This is a genomic window from Sulfurimonas lithotrophica, from assembly GCF_009258225.1.
GTDB lineage: Bacteria > Campylobacterota > Campylobacteria > Campylobacterales > Sulfurimonadaceae > Sulfurimonas > Sulfurimonas lithotrophica.
In genome coordinates this window covers 2,284,163-2,299,805 of record NZ_CP043617.1, presented here as the reverse complement: position 1 = coordinate 2,299,805, position 15,643 = coordinate 2,284,163, and the positions used below count along the sequence as shown (strand labels likewise).

The 15,643-nt window shown below is 32.0% G+C and carries 15 protein-coding genes and 2 tRNA genes; 9 read left to right on the top strand and 8 right to left on the bottom strand.

All coding sequences use genetic code 11. The annotated features are described in order from the left end of the window. The first annotated feature begins 59 nt into the window (after positions 1-59). Both FJR48_RS11510 and FJR48_RS11505 read left to right on the top strand, forming a co-directional pair. Positions 60-1,301, top strand: a complete 1,242-nt coding sequence (locus tag FJR48_RS11510; protein ID WP_152308265.1) for an EAL and HDOD domain-containing protein — start codon at positions 60-62, stop codon at positions 1,299-1,301. A gap of 52 nt (positions 1,302-1,353) precedes the next feature. Next, positions 1,354-2,085 carry a carbonic anhydrase gene (locus tag FJR48_RS11505; RefSeq protein ID WP_152308264.1) on the top strand — a complete coding sequence of 244 codons (732 nt, stop codon included), beginning with the start codon at positions 1,354-1,356 and terminating at the stop codon, positions 2,083-2,085. A 231-nt stretch (positions 2,086-2,316) separates the two neighbouring features. On the opposite strand, the gene FJR48_RS11500 is transcribed toward FJR48_RS11505, so the two are convergent. After that, positions 2,317-2,664, bottom strand: coding sequence for a hypothetical protein (locus FJR48_RS11500; protein WP_152308263.1), 348 nt, complete (start codon positions 2,662-2,664; stop codon positions 2,317-2,319). 66 nt (positions 2,665-2,730) lie between these two features. Here FJR48_RS11500 and FJR48_RS11495 point away from each other — a divergent pair, with 66 nt between their 5' ends. Next, on the top strand, positions 2,731-3,222 hold the full coding sequence (locus tag FJR48_RS11495; RefSeq protein ID WP_152308262.1) for a SprT-like domain-containing protein: 492 nt from the start codon (positions 2,731-2,733) through the stop codon (positions 3,220-3,222). A gap of 59 nt (positions 3,223-3,281) precedes the next feature. Further along, positions 3,282-4,094 carry a formate/nitrite transporter family protein gene (locus FJR48_RS11490; RefSeq protein ID WP_152308261.1) on the top strand — a complete coding sequence of 271 codons (813 nt, stop codon included), beginning with the start codon at positions 3,282-3,284 and terminating at the stop codon, positions 4,092-4,094. On the opposite strand, the gene FJR48_RS11485 is transcribed toward FJR48_RS11490, so the two are convergent. The 4 genes from FJR48_RS11485 to FJR48_RS11470 all read right to left on the bottom strand — a co-directional run bounded on the left by FJR48_RS11485 (position 4,086) and on the right by FJR48_RS11470 (position 11,043). Next, positions 4,086-5,855: an ABC transporter ATP-binding protein gene (locus tag FJR48_RS11485; RefSeq protein ID WP_152308260.1), complete on the bottom strand. Its 1,770-nt coding sequence runs from the start codon at positions 5,853-5,855 to the stop codon at positions 4,086-4,088. The two genes, FJR48_RS11490 and FJR48_RS11485, sit on opposite strands and share 9 nt — an antisense overlap. Positions 5,856-5,910: 55 nt before the next feature. After that, entirely contained in the window at positions 5,911-8,133 is a 2,223-nt protein-coding gene (locus FJR48_RS11480) for an ATP-binding protein (protein ID WP_152308259.1), read from the bottom strand. 84 nt (positions 8,134-8,217) lie between these two features. Next, a complete protein-coding gene (locus tag FJR48_RS11475) occupies positions 8,218-10,623 on the bottom strand; it encodes a diguanylate cyclase domain-containing protein (protein WP_152308258.1) in 2,406 nt (801 codons plus the stop codon). A 93-nt stretch (positions 10,624-10,716) separates the two neighbouring features. Then, entirely contained in the window at positions 10,717-11,043 is a 327-nt protein-coding gene (locus FJR48_RS11470; RefSeq protein ID WP_152308257.1) for a hypothetical protein, read from the bottom strand. Positions 11,044-11,099: 56 nt separating this feature from the next. On the opposite strand from FJR48_RS11470, the gene FJR48_RS11465 reads away from it, so the two are divergent. The 5 genes from FJR48_RS11465 to FJR48_RS11445 all read left to right on the top strand — a co-directional run bounded on the left by FJR48_RS11465 (position 11,100) and on the right by FJR48_RS11445 (position 14,179). Next, positions 11,100-11,867 carry a fructosamine kinase family protein gene (locus FJR48_RS11465; RefSeq protein WP_152308256.1) on the top strand — a complete coding sequence of 256 codons (768 nt, stop codon included), beginning with the start codon at positions 11,100-11,102 and terminating at the stop codon, positions 11,865-11,867. 11 nt (positions 11,868-11,878) lie between these two features. Continuing rightward, positions 11,879-12,190: a hypothetical protein gene (locus FJR48_RS11460; RefSeq protein WP_152308255.1), complete on the top strand. Its 312-nt coding sequence runs from the start codon at positions 11,879-11,881 to the stop codon at positions 12,188-12,190. Positions 12,191-12,303: 113 nt separating this feature from the next. Next, positions 12,304-13,461 (top strand): Fic family protein, encoded by a 1,158-nt coding sequence (locus tag FJR48_RS11455; protein WP_152308254.1) that lies wholly within the window; start codon positions 12,304-12,306, stop codon positions 13,459-13,461. A 75-nt stretch (positions 13,462-13,536) separates the two neighbouring features. Next, positions 13,537-13,905: a type II toxin-antitoxin system RelE/ParE family toxin gene (locus FJR48_RS11450; protein ID WP_223176125.1), complete on the top strand. Its 369-nt coding sequence runs from the start codon at positions 13,537-13,539 to the stop codon at positions 13,903-13,905. Next, positions 13,895-14,179: a helix-turn-helix domain-containing protein gene (locus FJR48_RS11445; RefSeq protein ID WP_152308253.1), complete on the top strand. Its 285-nt coding sequence runs from the start codon at positions 13,895-13,897 to the stop codon at positions 14,177-14,179. The genes FJR48_RS11450 and FJR48_RS11445 overlap by 11 nt, the downstream gene beginning before the upstream one ends. Positions 14,180-14,203: 24 nt before the next feature. On the opposite strand, the gene FJR48_RS11440 is transcribed toward FJR48_RS11445, so the two are convergent. The 3 genes from FJR48_RS11440 to FJR48_RS11430 all read right to left on the bottom strand — a co-directional run bounded on the left by FJR48_RS11440 (position 14,204) and on the right by FJR48_RS11430 (position 15,635). Next, on the bottom strand, positions 14,204-15,355 hold the full coding sequence (locus FJR48_RS11440; RefSeq protein WP_152308252.1) for a hypothetical protein: 1,152 nt from the start codon (positions 15,353-15,355) through the stop codon (positions 14,204-14,206). Between the two features lie 88 nt (positions 15,356-15,443). After that, positions 15,444-15,532, bottom strand: a tRNA-Ser gene (locus tag FJR48_RS11435). 29 nt (positions 15,533-15,561) lie between these two features. Further along, positions 15,562-15,635, bottom strand: a tRNA-Cys gene (locus FJR48_RS11430). Between the last annotated feature and the right edge of the window lie 8 nt (positions 15,636-15,643).

Here is a 15,643-nt window from a genome sequence, read left to right as displayed (position 1 = left end):
GATATATAATTATAACTTAAATATGTTTTTTATGATAAAATACTCTTAAGGGGATAGTAATGAGTGTTTTAGGCAGACAAGTTGTTAATAACTCATCTTACGAAATATATGCATATGACATACTGTATAGAAGTGAGGGTGAGGATATAGATTCAAACGACCTCTCGATTTCTGCATCTTCGGTTGCGACGGTTCTTAATGATTTTGGACTGGAAAATGTTGTCGGTCACTATAAAGGCTTTTTAAGAGTAGATACCGAATTTTTATCCAACAGCATTATGAATACACTCTCAAAAGAACAATTTACTTTAATGATTTTGCAATCTTCTTTTTTGGACAAAAGTCTTGTCCCGAAACTTCAGAAACTGGTTAAAAAAGGCTTTAAATTCGGATTAAACGATTCAGTTATAAACAGTTCTACGATTAATGCCGTTGTCACTTTGCTTAAGTATGTTAGCTTTGTAAAAATAGATGTTTTAAACTCGGATGAAGTATATGTAAATAAACTAATAGAATATTTAAAATCAAAGAACAAGAAAATAATAGCCTCAAAAATTGAAACACACGAAGTATATGACATATATAAAGAAAAAGGTGTTGATTATTTTCAGGGATATTATCTAAAACGACCAAATATTATAAAAACAACCGCTTTTAACGCATCTCAGACTCAAATTTTAGAACTTTGGAAATTAATTAAAAATAATGCCAGCACAAAAGAGATTGTTTCCGAATTAGAAAAAAATCATGCACTTACTTTGAAGCTAATGCAGTTTATAAACTCATCGTTCTTTTCCTTTCGCACACAGATATCTTCTATGAGTCAAATAATAAATCTTTTAGGCAGAGATGCCTTGGCAAACTGGCTTTTAATATTTATGGTCTCTGAAAAAAATAAAAACGGACCGGTCAACCACCCTTTACTTTTGATGGTAATAAACAGAACAGAAGTTATGGTAAACCTTTTAAAACTTGTAAAACCCTCATCTTCGATGGAAGAGAGATCTACTGCGTATTTGGTAGGGATGCTATCGCTTATTCATCTGTTGTTTCAGATGGAACACAGGGAATTTTTGCATAAACTGCGTGTATCGGACGAAGTAGAAGAAGCTATGTTTGAAGCGAAAGGTTTTTTTGGACAGCTACTTGTATTTACTCGTTATATAGAAAATGCGGATGCTGCACACATAAATGAGTATATAAAAAAATATAATCTCAATAAAGATGATACAAATCGGATTATAACTCAAGCTATGGTTAAAGTTAATGAGTTTGACAGGATGATAAAAGAGAGTTATTAAAATTGTCATAATTCTGTTACAATATTTTAGAATTATTACAAAAGGAAATAACATGATTAAACTACTAATAGCTACTTTTATAGCATCCGCTTCTTTATTTGCCGCACATTGGGGATATACCGGACATGAAGGTCCAGAGCATTGGGGAGATTTGAGTCCAAAATTTACAATGTGTAAAGAGGGTAAAAATCAATCCCCAATCAACATATCCGATAAGGTAACTATAAGCACAAAAAATCTTCCAAAGATTAACTTTAACTACGTTACAAAAGCCGTAGAAATTGTAAATAACGGACATACCATCCAAGTAAACGTAAAAGAGGGTAGCTCTATCGAGATAGATGGTAAAAATTTTGCTTTAAAACAGTTTCATTTTCATACACCAAGTGAGAATCAAATAGAGGGTAAAAACTTTCCGCTTGAAGCTCACTTTGTCCATATGGCACAAGACGGTTCTTTAGCCGTTGTTGCTTTAATGTATGAAGAGGGAGCCGAGAATAAAATACTAAAAAAACTGTGGTCAAGAATGCCGCATAATTCAGGCTGGGCTAGTAAGTGTAAAATGCTTGGAGAGATGTTTATTACAATGTTGCCAAAAAATAAAGAGTATTACAGTTTTAACGGTTCACTCACAACTCCACCATGTTCAGAAGGTGTTAAATGGATGGTTATGAAAGGTTATTCCCATGTTTCTAAAGCTCAGGTAGATGAATTTTTAAATCTGTTTGAACACGCAAATAACAGACCTGTTCAGCCTATCAATGCACGTAAAGTTCTAAAGTAAAAAGTAAATCGGCTTTGGTATGCCGATTGCTTCAAATATTTTGTATTCAGACTTCGTTATTAACCTTTAAGCATTTGTTGCTTTAAAAAGTAAGGATTTGTTATGAAACATGTACAAGATTACAACAAAGAATTTTTAACTATGGTGAGAATAATGAATATGTTTGACGATGGAGGAGGCTGATCCTTTCGTCTAAAAGTTTTGTACAAAAGTCGGAGGGTTTATGCCCTCCTATAAGTTAATAGAAAATTTTTTATTTAACTCTTCTAACATTTTATCGTGTTCTTCTTTTAACTCTTTATATTTGGAAATGATATCTATTCCGTAAGATGTTACTTCGTAATGGTTTTTATCTTTTGTCAGAGTTAAAGGTCTTTTTGCGGTTTTGTTTATGGCATTGATATTATTTATAGCAGTTTCTAGCTTCATTTTCATTTTAATTGCAACCTCTTCTAAGGTATAACCCTCTGCAAGAAGCTCAAGTATTGTAATTCTACCCGGACCCATAAAGTTCTCACCGTCTTTTTGAACCCAAATCTGTCCGCCGATTTTGTAATTTATATCTTCATTATTATTCATATTGCAAATATAACAAGTTTTGGGTTAATATATGAGATAATAAAATATAAAAAAGAGGATTTGTTTATGTTTAAAAAAAAGTTGGAGTATTCATTTATAATTCTTTCAATTTTAGCAGTTATTTATTTGGCAAAAAATTATTATGAGAGTTACCAGTTTAAACACAATGATATTCCCAATGAATATAAAAACAGAATAATCCAAAAAGAGAAAGAAGTTTTAAACTTGATGCAAAAACATTATGGTTATGCATATAAAGTCCCACTTATTATAACGGACAAATTTAAAGGCAGACTATACGGTTTGTGTGTATATAAAGATGGTGAAGTCAGCATCTATTTAAATAAAAAAGTTATGCAAGAGAGTATTGATTATATGGTAGATAGCGTAATAGCACATGAATATGCACATGCACTTATGTTTAAACTCGGACATATTTCCAAAAACACTGACGGACATTCAGCTCAGTGGAGAGAGGCATGTGTAAAATTAGGCGGTATAAACTGTGGAAAATATGTAAGTAAGGAAGATGTTATTATGGGAAAACTCCCTTTTTAGTATTTAAATCAGTAGTTTTTACATATAATATAGCTTTATTTTAAATATAGGGTTTTAGTATGTCTTACTTGCTTCCAAACGAGTTTGTAAAAAAGATGGTTGATTCGGGTGAATCAAAAGTATATATGTCAACAAGAGACACTGTAATAAGAGCTTTTATGGCGGGTGCAATCCTTGGACTTGCCGCAGTATTTGCAATAACGGTTTCAATACAGACAGGTTCATCTTTGATTGGGGCTATGCTTTTTCCCGTTGGTTTTATTATGCTTTACCTTATGGGCTTTGACTTACTAACAGGTGTGTTTGTGTTAGTCCCATTAGCCCTGCTTGATAAAAGAAAAGGAGTGACAGTCAACCAAGTGCTTAGAAACTGGGGACTGGTATTTATCGGTAACTTTGCAGGTGCGCTTGTTGTTGCTTTTATGATGTCGTTTATTTTTACCTACGGTTATTCTGTGGAAGCAGGAACTATAGGAGAAAAAGTTGCATCTATAGGTGAAGCAAGAACACTTGGATATAAAGAACACGGAGTAGCTGGTTGGCTGACAATATTTATACGTGGAATGCTTTGTAACTGGATGGTGTCTATGGGTGTTGTCGGTGCTATGATATCTACTACCGTAAGCGGAAAAGCTATAGCTATGTGGATGCCTATTATGCTTTTCTTTTTTATGGGTTTTGAGCACTCTATTGTTAATATGTTCCTATTCCCTTTTTCAATGATACTCGGCGGTGATTTTACCGTTATGGATTATTTAATTTGGAATGAACTTCCGACCGTACTTGGAAACCTTATAGGCGGGCTTGCATTTACGGGACTTACACTATATTCTACACACGTCAGAACAGGACCAAAAAGAGATTTAAAGTAGTTGTTTTTTTATAAACTCCATATAATGCCCCTCTTCGGCTTCAAGCTCGTTATGGGTTCCGGCTTGAACTATTTTGCCTTCATCTAAAACATAGATCATATCGGCACCTTTGACGGTGCTGAGACGGTGTGCTATGGTAATAACTGTTTTATTTTTTAGTATAGGCTCCAAGGTTGCATATAGTTTTACTTCAGTGTGAACATCCAAAGCCGAGGTTGATTCGTCAAATATCACCACATCGGGATTAGCAATAATCATACGTGCGATGCTTAAACGCTGACGCTGACCGCCTGAGAGTCTGATGCCGTGTCTTCCTACAATAGTTTCAAGTCCTTTATCCATATTCTCCAGCATCTGAGATAGCTGAGCAATCTCTAAAGCTTTATATATCTGCTCATCACTTATACTCTCATCACCCATGGTTATGTTAAAACGAAGGGTTTCATTAAAAAGTATAGGCATCTGCAGGATTAAAAATATTTTTGAGCGAAGTGAGTGTTTATCCAGTTCGTCTATATTTATACCGTTGTAACTTAGCTTACCGCTGTCTCTTTCATAAAATCCCGATATTATCTGAGCCAAAGTGGTTTTACCACTTCCGCTTGCCCCGATAAGTGCTATTTTTGAACCGTACGGTATATCCATAGATATATTTTGAAGTGTCGGTTTATTTTGTATGTACGAGAAGTTGAGGTCTTTAAGTGTAATCTCTACACCCTCGCCATCAAGTTGTGTAGTTGATGATTTTTCAGTTTTAAGCGTCAGGATTTTGTTAAGTCTATCGAGTGCTGCCATTGCAGCCGAGTATGAATACTGCATCCCGAGTATATCCTGAACGGGAGTCATTATAAACCAGATGTATCCAAACATCGCAAACATCATACCGATGCTAAGGTCGCTATATGCTACGAGTAACAATCCCGATGCCCTTAAAACTTCATACATGGTTAAAAAGATTGTATATGACATCCTCTCGTAAGCTATATTTTTAAACCCGAACTCATTAGAGCTTTTTTGGACTTCATCGGCGTGTTTTATAGCCTCGGAAAAAAAGTAGTTTTCTTTATTTGAAGCTTTGATTTGTCCGTAAAGCTCCAAAGTCTCACCGATATTATCTTGAAAGTTCTCTATTGCCGAGTTTTCCTTTTTTTTAAGCACACCTACTTTTTTACTCATGTTTTTACTAAGAAGCATAATAACAGGCTGGATTATAAGTATAAGTACACCCATTATAGGGTCAATCACTATCATAACCGCACCGACTGCCAAAAGCATTAAAATAGACGATACAAGTTTACTTGCCACATTCATAATAAAACTATCAAGAGTATTCACATCTGTAACAAGGTTAGCCGTAATCGCACCGCTTCCAAGAGTTTCATACTCATTCATAGATGAAATTTTTAGGTGTTCTAAAAGACGTTCTCTGATTTTAAAAGTAACATATTTTGCAATTTGTGTGAATATCTTAGTGATAAGTACGGTAAAAAAATAATATATAAAACGTAAAAATATAACGGCTAAAGTTACAATAGCTATATATATAAAAGGGTTTGCCCCCGTAAAAAAATAGTCGATAAAGTTGACGAAATGAGCAGGTTTTTCTAAAAGCACCTCATCTATAAGCATCGGAAGCATAAGAGGAATCGGCACACTGACTAAAATAGCCAAAATTGTTAGTATCTGACCGTAAATAAGTGTTTTTTTATCATTTAAAATGAGTTGAAAGATTGACTTTAAAGATATTGGTTTGTTTTTCATAACGATATTATAGCTATGAAATCGTATATTATTTACATATTTGATAAACTTTTTTTTATAAAAATTTTGATAAAACGGATACCAATTCTTTTTTGTCAATAGGTTTTGCCAAAAAGCCGTCCATCCCAAGTTCTAAAAATTTATTTTTATCATCTTCAAGTACGTTAGCCGTTAGTGCGACTATAGGTGTTTTTGGAAGGTTGTTTTGTTCTTCGTACTTGCGGATTTCAGTATATGCCTGAGTTCCCGTCATATTTGGCATACTCTCATCCATCAAGATTAAATCAAATTCGGATTTTTTGATTGCATCTAGAGCTTGTAACCCGTCATTAACTACTTCAAAAGTTAAACCAAAATCTTCTAGTATAATTTTTATAAGGGTTTGATTTGTTTTGTTATCTTCTGCTACCAAAATATTTCCAGAAAAGTTTATATAGTCAAGTTCTTTATCAAAAAGTATGTTTTGGTTTAAATTTTTTTGTTGACATACAGATACGGGTATGGACAGATGAAACGAACTTCCTTTATCCTCAGTACTCTCTAAGGTTATATTTCCATTCATAAGTTTGGCTAGTTTGTTTGATATAGAAAGTCCAAGTCCCGTTCCGCCGAATTTTCTTGTTGTAGAACTGTCGGCTTGCTCAAAAGCGTTAAAAATTTTATCTTGAAGTTTTTTTCCGATTCCGATACCCTCATCTTTTACGATAATATTTAAAATAGAAGAGTTTTTGTCGTAGTTAATATTTACATATATACTTTTTCCGCTTTTTGTAAATTTTAGTGCATTGCTTAAAAAATTGTTTAGTATTTGTGATATTCTAAGTGCATCTCCGTTAAGACACTTTGGTAGATTAGTGTCTATATCGGTTATAATCTTTATGTCTTTTTCTTTAGATTCAAGACTAAAACACTCTATAGCTTTTGTAAATTTATCTTTAGGGTTAAATGGATGTTCATATATATTCAGTTTATCTTTTTCTATTTTAGAAAAATCTAGTATATCGTTTATAATATGTAAAAGCGAGTTTGAACTCTCCTGTATGATTTTAATGTGTTTTACATTTTTCTCTTCATGGAGGTTATTTTTTAAAATCTCCGTAAAACCTATTATGGCATTCATAGGCGTACGTATCTCATGGCTCATATTTGCTAAAAAATCTTCTTTGATTTTTTTTGCTTCAAGCGCTTTGTCTTTTGCATCTATAATTTCTGTTACTTCATAACTTATAGCTATGTACTCTTTGATATTTTCATTATTGTCGAGCAAAGGTACTATCGTAGCATCTACGTAAAACGAATCGCCGTTTTTTTTGATATATTTAAAAGTATTATGAAAAATATTTTTTGAACTGATTGTCTTCCACATCTGTGCATAAAAACTGTCGTCTTCTTCAGGGTCTCTGAGTATGCTGTGGGTTTTGCCGATAACTTCGTCTTGTGTATAACCGCTAACTTTTAAAAATTTATCGTTTACGAATGTGATGATACCGTCTTTATCGGTTTTAGAAACTATGGCACTTGCATTTAAAGCTTCTATAAAGTGTTCCAAATCGTTGATTGAATTTTTAAAAGCGAGAGTTCTTTCGTTGATGATATTTTGCATCTTATACATAGAATTAAACAGTAAATCTACTTCATCTTTACTATTTTTATTATAAGGAATTTTGACGTCTTTTCCTTTACTTAGTAAGTTGGAGATGCTAATAAGTTGTTTTATAGAGTTTCCTAAATTATTTCCTATTACGTAAACTATAAAGTAACCTATAATAAGTGCGGCTGCTATTAAAACAAGAGTTAGCGTCTTTGTATTGTTTATAGAGTTTAAACTCTCCGTAGAGTTAAAAATAAAATGTATTCGACCTATATTTTTTGAACCTGCCGAAATATCTTTTGTTGTATATATATAAGTATTGTTTTTATTTTTATATACGGTTTTATTGTTATTTACTATATCGTCAAAAACTTTTTTGCTTATGTATTCTTCTTTTATAAAGCTTGACAGTATCGCTTTGTTGTCATTCTCAACACTGACCGCAACAACGTTTTTTATACTTGAAAAATTTAAAAGGACATCATCGAGCGTGGCTAAATCATATGTTATAAGTGGTGTTGTTAACAGCTTTGTCAAAAGTTGACTTGAGACGTCTATTTTTTCGTCCGTAAGAGTTTTGGCTGCTTTATCAAGCGAATCAAAATTTATCAGAGAGATTAATAGTAAAAATACAATCTCCACAGATACAAAAGATACTATAAATTTTGATTTTAATGAATTAAACATATCTATTCTCTTAAGCCAGGTTGATTTAATGCCAAAAACAGCATTATTTATATTATCATTTTTTATATATGTTACAGCTTACTTTTATTCATAAAACCTTAGATGGTTTTTTCCATTTGTTTTGGCTTTATACATTGCATTGTCAGCCATTTTAATAAGCTCTTGAGCATTTTGTGTATCATTGGGGTATATTGCAGCACCTATACTACAGCCTATATTTATAGAGATATTGTTTATCGTTATAGTTTTTGACAACTCTGTTATTATTTTATTTGCAATATTTGTCACATCGTCTTTATTATGTATCTTTCTTAAAATAACAGTGAATTCATCTCCACCTAACCTGCTAACCGTGTCACTTTTTCTTATGCATCCGGTAAGTATTTTTGCAACACTCTGAAGAAGTACGTCTCCCATGTGGTGTCCGTGAGTGTCATTTGTAGCTTTAAAACTATCAAGGTCGATAAAAAGAAGTGCCATTTTTCCTTTATTTCTATCACATAGTTGAATACTTTGTTCTAAACGGTCATAAAATAAAGTCCTGTTTGGAAGGCTTGTCAAAGGATCATAAAAAGCTAAAGATCTTATATGTTCTTCAGTTTTTTTCAAATCTGTTATATCTCTGCTTATTCCAATGTAGTTTGTAATATGTCCGTCACTGTTTTGAATCATAATTATAGTCAAGAAACTCACATACAATTCACCGTTTTCTCTGCGGTCTTTTATCTCTCCTTCCCAGACAGACTTGTCTTTTAGTTCTTTCCACATATTTTCATAAAACTCTTTATCATGCCAATTGGACTTTAAAATCGATGGTTTTTTACCTACTAAGTCATTTTTAGAGTAACCTGTTATTTTTGAAAAAGAGTCGTTTGTTTTAATAATATTTGTATCTGCATCCGTAATGATAATTCCGTCTAAACTGTTTTCAAATACTTTGGCAGATAGTTGTAATTCATTTTCAAATAGTCTTCTCTCAAACATATCGGCGATAGATTTAGCTGTTATTTTTACAAAAGAATGGTGTGTTTTGCTCCATTTCTGCTGATGCAATACCATGTCAACCCCTACAAAACCTATTGTTTTATCTTCAAAAGCAATAGGATATACAAGTAGGGAACGAATATTTTGTTCAACCAGTGATTGTTTTTCGTTTTGTGCCTCTTTTGGAAGGTTATTAATGTCTTCAACGACTATTGGTTTTAAATCCTTACATTTTTGAAGCCACCACTGAAAATCTTTTGTCGGTTCGTTATGTAAGTTTTTTAGTTCTGAATTTACTCCAGGAGCACACCATTCATGGGTATTGTCCATAATTTTATAGTTATCTTTAAACTTAAAAAGATATGCGCGATGTGCTCCTAATGTTATTCCAAGTTCTTCAAGAGCTTTATTGATTCCTATATCGATATCGGTGTTGTATATTAGATATTTAGATATATGATTTATATATTGTTCAAATTTATAGTTAAACTCTATTTTATTCATGTATTTATCAATTGTAGAGTTAATTTTATTTATATATCTGTAGAAGAAGTAAACAGTGATTATTATAATGATGATAAGTATAGAGAGTGTACGAAATATAACTACGCGTAACTCTTGTATATCATTTGTTACATTATTTATAACATATAGTTTGCCGACCTCTTTACCGGCAAAATCATAAAAAGGTTTAGAGTTTACGTTATAAGCTATTTCATCGTTATAAACACGGATATTTTTAACACTTTTTTTACTGTCAAGTACATTTTTTAGTTTTTTATTTAATGATATTTTAGCAAGTGTTGAATTTGCAATATAGAAGTTATTGAGTTCTGTATATTTTTCATTATTTAAATTATCATCTCTCCATATATCGTAATCTTTTTTGCTAAAAATATTTTTGTTTATAGTAAGTATGATGTTTAAACCGTGTATATCCGCTATTTGGTTTGTTATGTTGTCAATTTCTTCACCGAGTTCTATATACCCTATTAAATCTCCTCTATCAAAAAAAGGAGATACAACACGAAGAGTAAAGTTATGGTTCATAGAAAACTCAATACCAGAAGTTGTTAAAAGTGTCTCGGATGCTTTGTCGAGTGTCAAACGTTTTATCCTGTCAGAATACATCTCTCTGTCATGTATTCTTACAAGGTTGGTTTTATCCGTATTGTGTATATAAAAATGTGTAATATCATACTTCTCTTCAAAACTTTGATATGTTTGGAAAAGGTACAAGAAAAGCCATTCTCTGTTTTTTTCTTGAACTAAAGAGATTGTATTTTCATCTTTTTGTAAAAGTTCATTCAGCCCTTTAAATAACTGAGTGTCTTTTTTTATTGTCTGCATCAGTATATTTGATACATCTTCAAATTCTTCTATAGAGATTTCATTTATATGTTTCTCCTGTAGAGTATATACCGTAGTAAGTGTAATGAAGGTAACAAAAGTTATTGTAAGAAAGAGAGCTATTACTATTTTTTTTGAGAGTTTATCTTTATGCATCTTAATTTATTTAGCCCTTTTTTTGTTACAAAATAACGCTAACAATATATCGTAAAAACCCAAATATGAAGCTTGACTTAAATCAAAGCTATGCTAAATAGTTTTTATATCAACTAACTCAACTCTTTCACAATCTTTTTTGAGTAGTTTTTTTGAACTTGCATCTTCTTCCGCAAGAACTAAAATGTCTGCAAAGTCATCTTTACTTACTTCAAAGGTATGAAGTTTTTTTTCTGTTTCTATATACATGGATGCTTCGTCGTCGTTTGAAAAAAGAGAGATATCTCTAAAACCTTTTGCAAATTCGCTTTTTATTGCTTTAGCTACTTTTTCGTTAGAGAGTAACTCTTGCATCGAGATCTTTTTGTTTAGATCAGAGTCACAAAGTATTTTATATGTTACCGTTATTGTTCCGTTCATATTTTATCCTTTGGAGTAATTATATCTAAACTAAAAATTGCTCATACAGGATATATATGCTAATATATAAAATGTCAAGTATTTTTATAAAACACAACCACACACAATTTGAAGACAGCTTACTAAAAGAAGCAGATGGATTAAAAGCATTATCGGATGCTTTAAGCCCGGATGCTAAAGTGATTACCCCAAAAATATACGAAGTAGATGAAAACTCCATGCATCTGGAAAAAATATATTCTGCATCTCCTTCTAAAGAGCAGTACTTAACACTTGGTAAAGAACTTGCAAAGATGCACAAAAGAGTTTATGAGTTTTACGGTTACGCTGAAGATAACCACATAGGTTTAAGCCTTCAAAAAAATATTCTCTCAAAAAATTGGGGTGAATTTTTTATAATATACAGACTTAATTATCAACTCTCTTTAATTCAAGATAAAGCAATTCAAAGTAGATTTCAAAGCATCTTGGATGCAAATAAAAAAAAGTTGGAATCTTTTTTAAACGATACTACAAAGCATCCGAGTTTGTTACACGGCGATTTATGGAGCGGTAACGTGATGTTTGATAATGAGTATATATACCTTATAGATCCGGCTGCATACTACGGTGACAGGGAAGTAGATATAGCAATGACAGAAATGTTTGGCGGGTTTGATAGAGAGTTTTACGACTCTTACGAAAAAGAGTATCCAAAATCAAAACATTACAATACTAAAAAAATAATCTACAATCTATACCATTATCTAAACCATTACAACCTCTTTGGACATGGTTATTTAGGCGGATGTGAAGACGGGTTTGAGTTGATAAAGTCACTTTAGGTGTTGGTTTTATGGATAAATATACTGTAGATGCAGAGCCGTTTGAAGAGGATGAAGAGCCGACTTGGCTCGTCAAACAAAGAGAAGATGCAAAACTCACGGAAGAGGCTTACCTAAAAAATGAAAAGTTGACGTATAAAGCCGGACAGCAAGTCGGCAACTTCCTGTTTGTAAAATACAACAAAGCTAAAAACCGTGCTACCTTTGAGTGTCAAGATTGCTCAAGAAGATTTACCTACAATATATACTCGATAAAAAATAAAAAAAGATGTAAATGGTATAAGTTTCACGATAAGAAATTTAAACGTAAAAATGAAAACTAATATGTTATGAATAAAAGTTATATTCGTAACACTTTATGTTGCAAATAAAGTAAGTATTCATAACATTTTATGTTATAATTATCTAAACTATTCATAACAAAAGTGAGAATATTATGACAAATAGTACCAAAAAGTGGATATGGGAACATGAAGATTATCCAAACTTTCCATATGATAAAGAGAAACTAGCAGAGAAATTAAAACGAGTAGAATACCTTAGAGGTTTGATTTCCGGTATTCTTGCTTTTGCAAATAAAAAAGATATTGATGAACTTGAAATAGCCAATCTTACCAATGAGATAGTCAATACCTCTCAAATAGAAGGTGAACACCTACGCAGAGAATCTGTAAGAGACTCTGTAGCCAAAGCAATAAATCAAGCTTATATCTCGTCAGAAGATATGTCAACAAGACATACTGATAATCTCGTAGCTCTTATGCTAGATAGTCATAGAAATAACGAATCATTATCTATAGAGAGACTACATGGTTGGCATAATGCCTTGTTTGCAAACAATAGCGGTTATGAAGGTATTAAAAAAATAAATATCGGTCAATTTAGAGATTATGATGATATGAAAGTGGTTGAAAATGCATTTAGTAGAGAAGGAACAAAGGTAAAGTATGTTGCACCACCACATGATTTGATAGAAAAAGATATAGACTCTCTTATCAAGTATTGTAATGAGAGTGATGATGATCCGTATATTAAAAGCGCATTGGCGCATCTATGGTTTGTCTCTATCCACCCTTATGATGATGGAAATGGAAGAATCTCTAGGGCAATAGCAGATTTCATACTCTCTAGAGATATGAAAGAGGCGCATAAAATCTATTCTATGTCAACGACTATTTATACCAAACGTGGGGCGTATTATGAGACACTGGATATGACTACCAATCTGCATAAGAACAGACATTTTAAGTTTACGCGTTGGATAGAGTGGAATCTTGATATTTTGATAAGTGCTTTAGAAAAATCTCATGAAGATGTGATGTTTATTATCAAAAAGACAAAATTCTGGGATAGATGCAAAACAGTAAAACTAAGTAAAGAGCATGGTGTATTTCTTAGTACTTTTATTGACAAGCTCTCACAAGGAAATAAGAATGAATTCTCAAACGCTGACTATAGAGAGATTACAGGTACAATCCCAATGACAGCCAATAGACATATTAAAAAATTACTTGAACATGGTTGTATAAAAGAGATAGCAGGAAAAGGCGGACGTAGTACAAGCTACAGGCTTCTTTTTAATACGGAAGATTGAAATGTGTTTCATCATAAATAACGTTATTGACTTTGTGTACTAATTTTGGTACACTTTTAGTATTAGGAGTAACTTTTGGAAAATAAAATCATTGATGTCAACTTTTATAAGACCGACTCTGGTAATGAGCCTGTTAGAGAATGGTTGAAGTCAATGGATATTGAAGATAGAAAAGTTATTGGGGAGGATATAAAAACTGCTGAATTTGGTTGGCCAGTCGGTATGCCTCTTATAAAAAAAATTGATAGTAAATACAAACTGTGGGAAGTTAGAACTAATTTAAACGGAAACAGGATAGCCAGAGTAATATTTACAATATATAAAGATTGTATGATTTTGCTACACGGTTTTATTAAAAAAAGTCAAAAACTTCCACAAAAAGATAAAGAACTTGCTATTGAGAGAAGTAAGAAATTTAACAAAGGAGATTGTGATGAAAAATAAGAATATCGGTAGTAGCTTTGATGACTTTCTTAGTGAAGAAGGTCATCTTGCTCAAACGGAAAAAAATGCAACTAAAAGAGTAATTGCATATCAGATAGAACAACTAATGAAAGCTCAAAATATATCAAAGGCTGCTATGGCTAGAAAAATGCATACAAGTAGAAGCTCTGTAGATAGACTTTTGGATCCACATGTGGACTCTATGACTCTTCACACTTTAGAAGCTGCGGCTGGAGTGTTAGGTAAAAAAATACATGTTGAGTTAGTTGGATAATTTTATCAAAGTATTATAAATACTTCATTTTAATAAATTTTTTCGGCTTAAATTTCGCATCTGTTGATTAAATTTTATTTTTAATAAATTCTTTTTTTCATCCTGATTTAGGAAGTCCAAAAAACCTTTTTTTATAATTTCTATTTGGTCAGATATATGATTAAATTCATTTGGTATATTTTCTATATAAGGATTGACAATAAACATTTTTCTTTCTTTAGAAAAACTCAACCAATCATATATCACAGTATTAACATGTTTATCTTGAAAGCTAATTCCAATACAGTATAGTTCAGATACATAATTTATATGACCTTTAAATATTTTGAAAAACCAATCATCCATATTATGTGATACTTTAGAAGAGTATTTATGTTTCCCAGACATAATAGTCATTCTTAAAAACTGTAAAATATTATCTTTATCATAATATGTTATCTCATTTGTACACTTTACTCCATTTTTTACCGTAGCGTCATTTTTTATAAGATGATTGATATTATTAATAGTTTCATTTGTATCTTTTGAGCCGTTGAAGATTTTTAGATAGTTATTTTCATCACGATGCACATATATATCTAATGCCCCATGCAATTTTATTAGATTAATGCCACTTTCATTATATATAAAATCAAACTGGCTTTTTTCCATATTCTCACGGCTTAATTGTTCAAATTTGATTCCATTAATATCTATAAGTTCTTTAAAACCATTTTTTAAAGGTAAATCTAGATATTTTGTAAGCATCTCTATTATTAGGTCATGATTAAGACTAAAAATCCATAAGGGACTATTTTTACAATAATTTTGTATTGGTTCTAAAAATTGAAGACGTTCATTAATATAGATTTGATTTTTGCTATGTCTTTCCAGTAATAAAACAAAAATTACTTCTAAGTATCTGCTTAGCACGGCATGCCATTCTTGGTGCAGAGCTTGGTTCCTATTTCTATTAATTTCAACTTCAATTCGTCCGATTATATCTTCATAATTGAGAGTGTTATTATTAAATAATGGAGATAAAATCGTATCAATTTCTTTTGGTAAGCGATAATAAGGCATATTCCATACACGAAGTATTGCTTTTTTAAATTCAACGGTTAATTCATCAACTAACGGCATACCTAATTCATAGGAAGCACCAGCACCTAGTAAAAAGCCTATATCATTAGCCATAAATAACCTTATTTTTGTTATATGACATTATATTCGAATAAACTAAATTGTTAAAATGATAATAAATATTTTGATTGCTTAAGAAAAATGGTGGACCCTCTGAGATTCGAACTCAGGGAGGTGTGACCCTCGCCGGTTTTCAAGACCGGTGCATTCGACCAACTCTGCCAAAGATCCACGCGTTGTGTTGATAAAAAATCATAAACTGGAGGTGCCACCCAGATTTGAACTGGGGATAGCAGCTTTGCAGGCTGCGGCCTTACCACTTGGCGATGGCACCAGTCACAA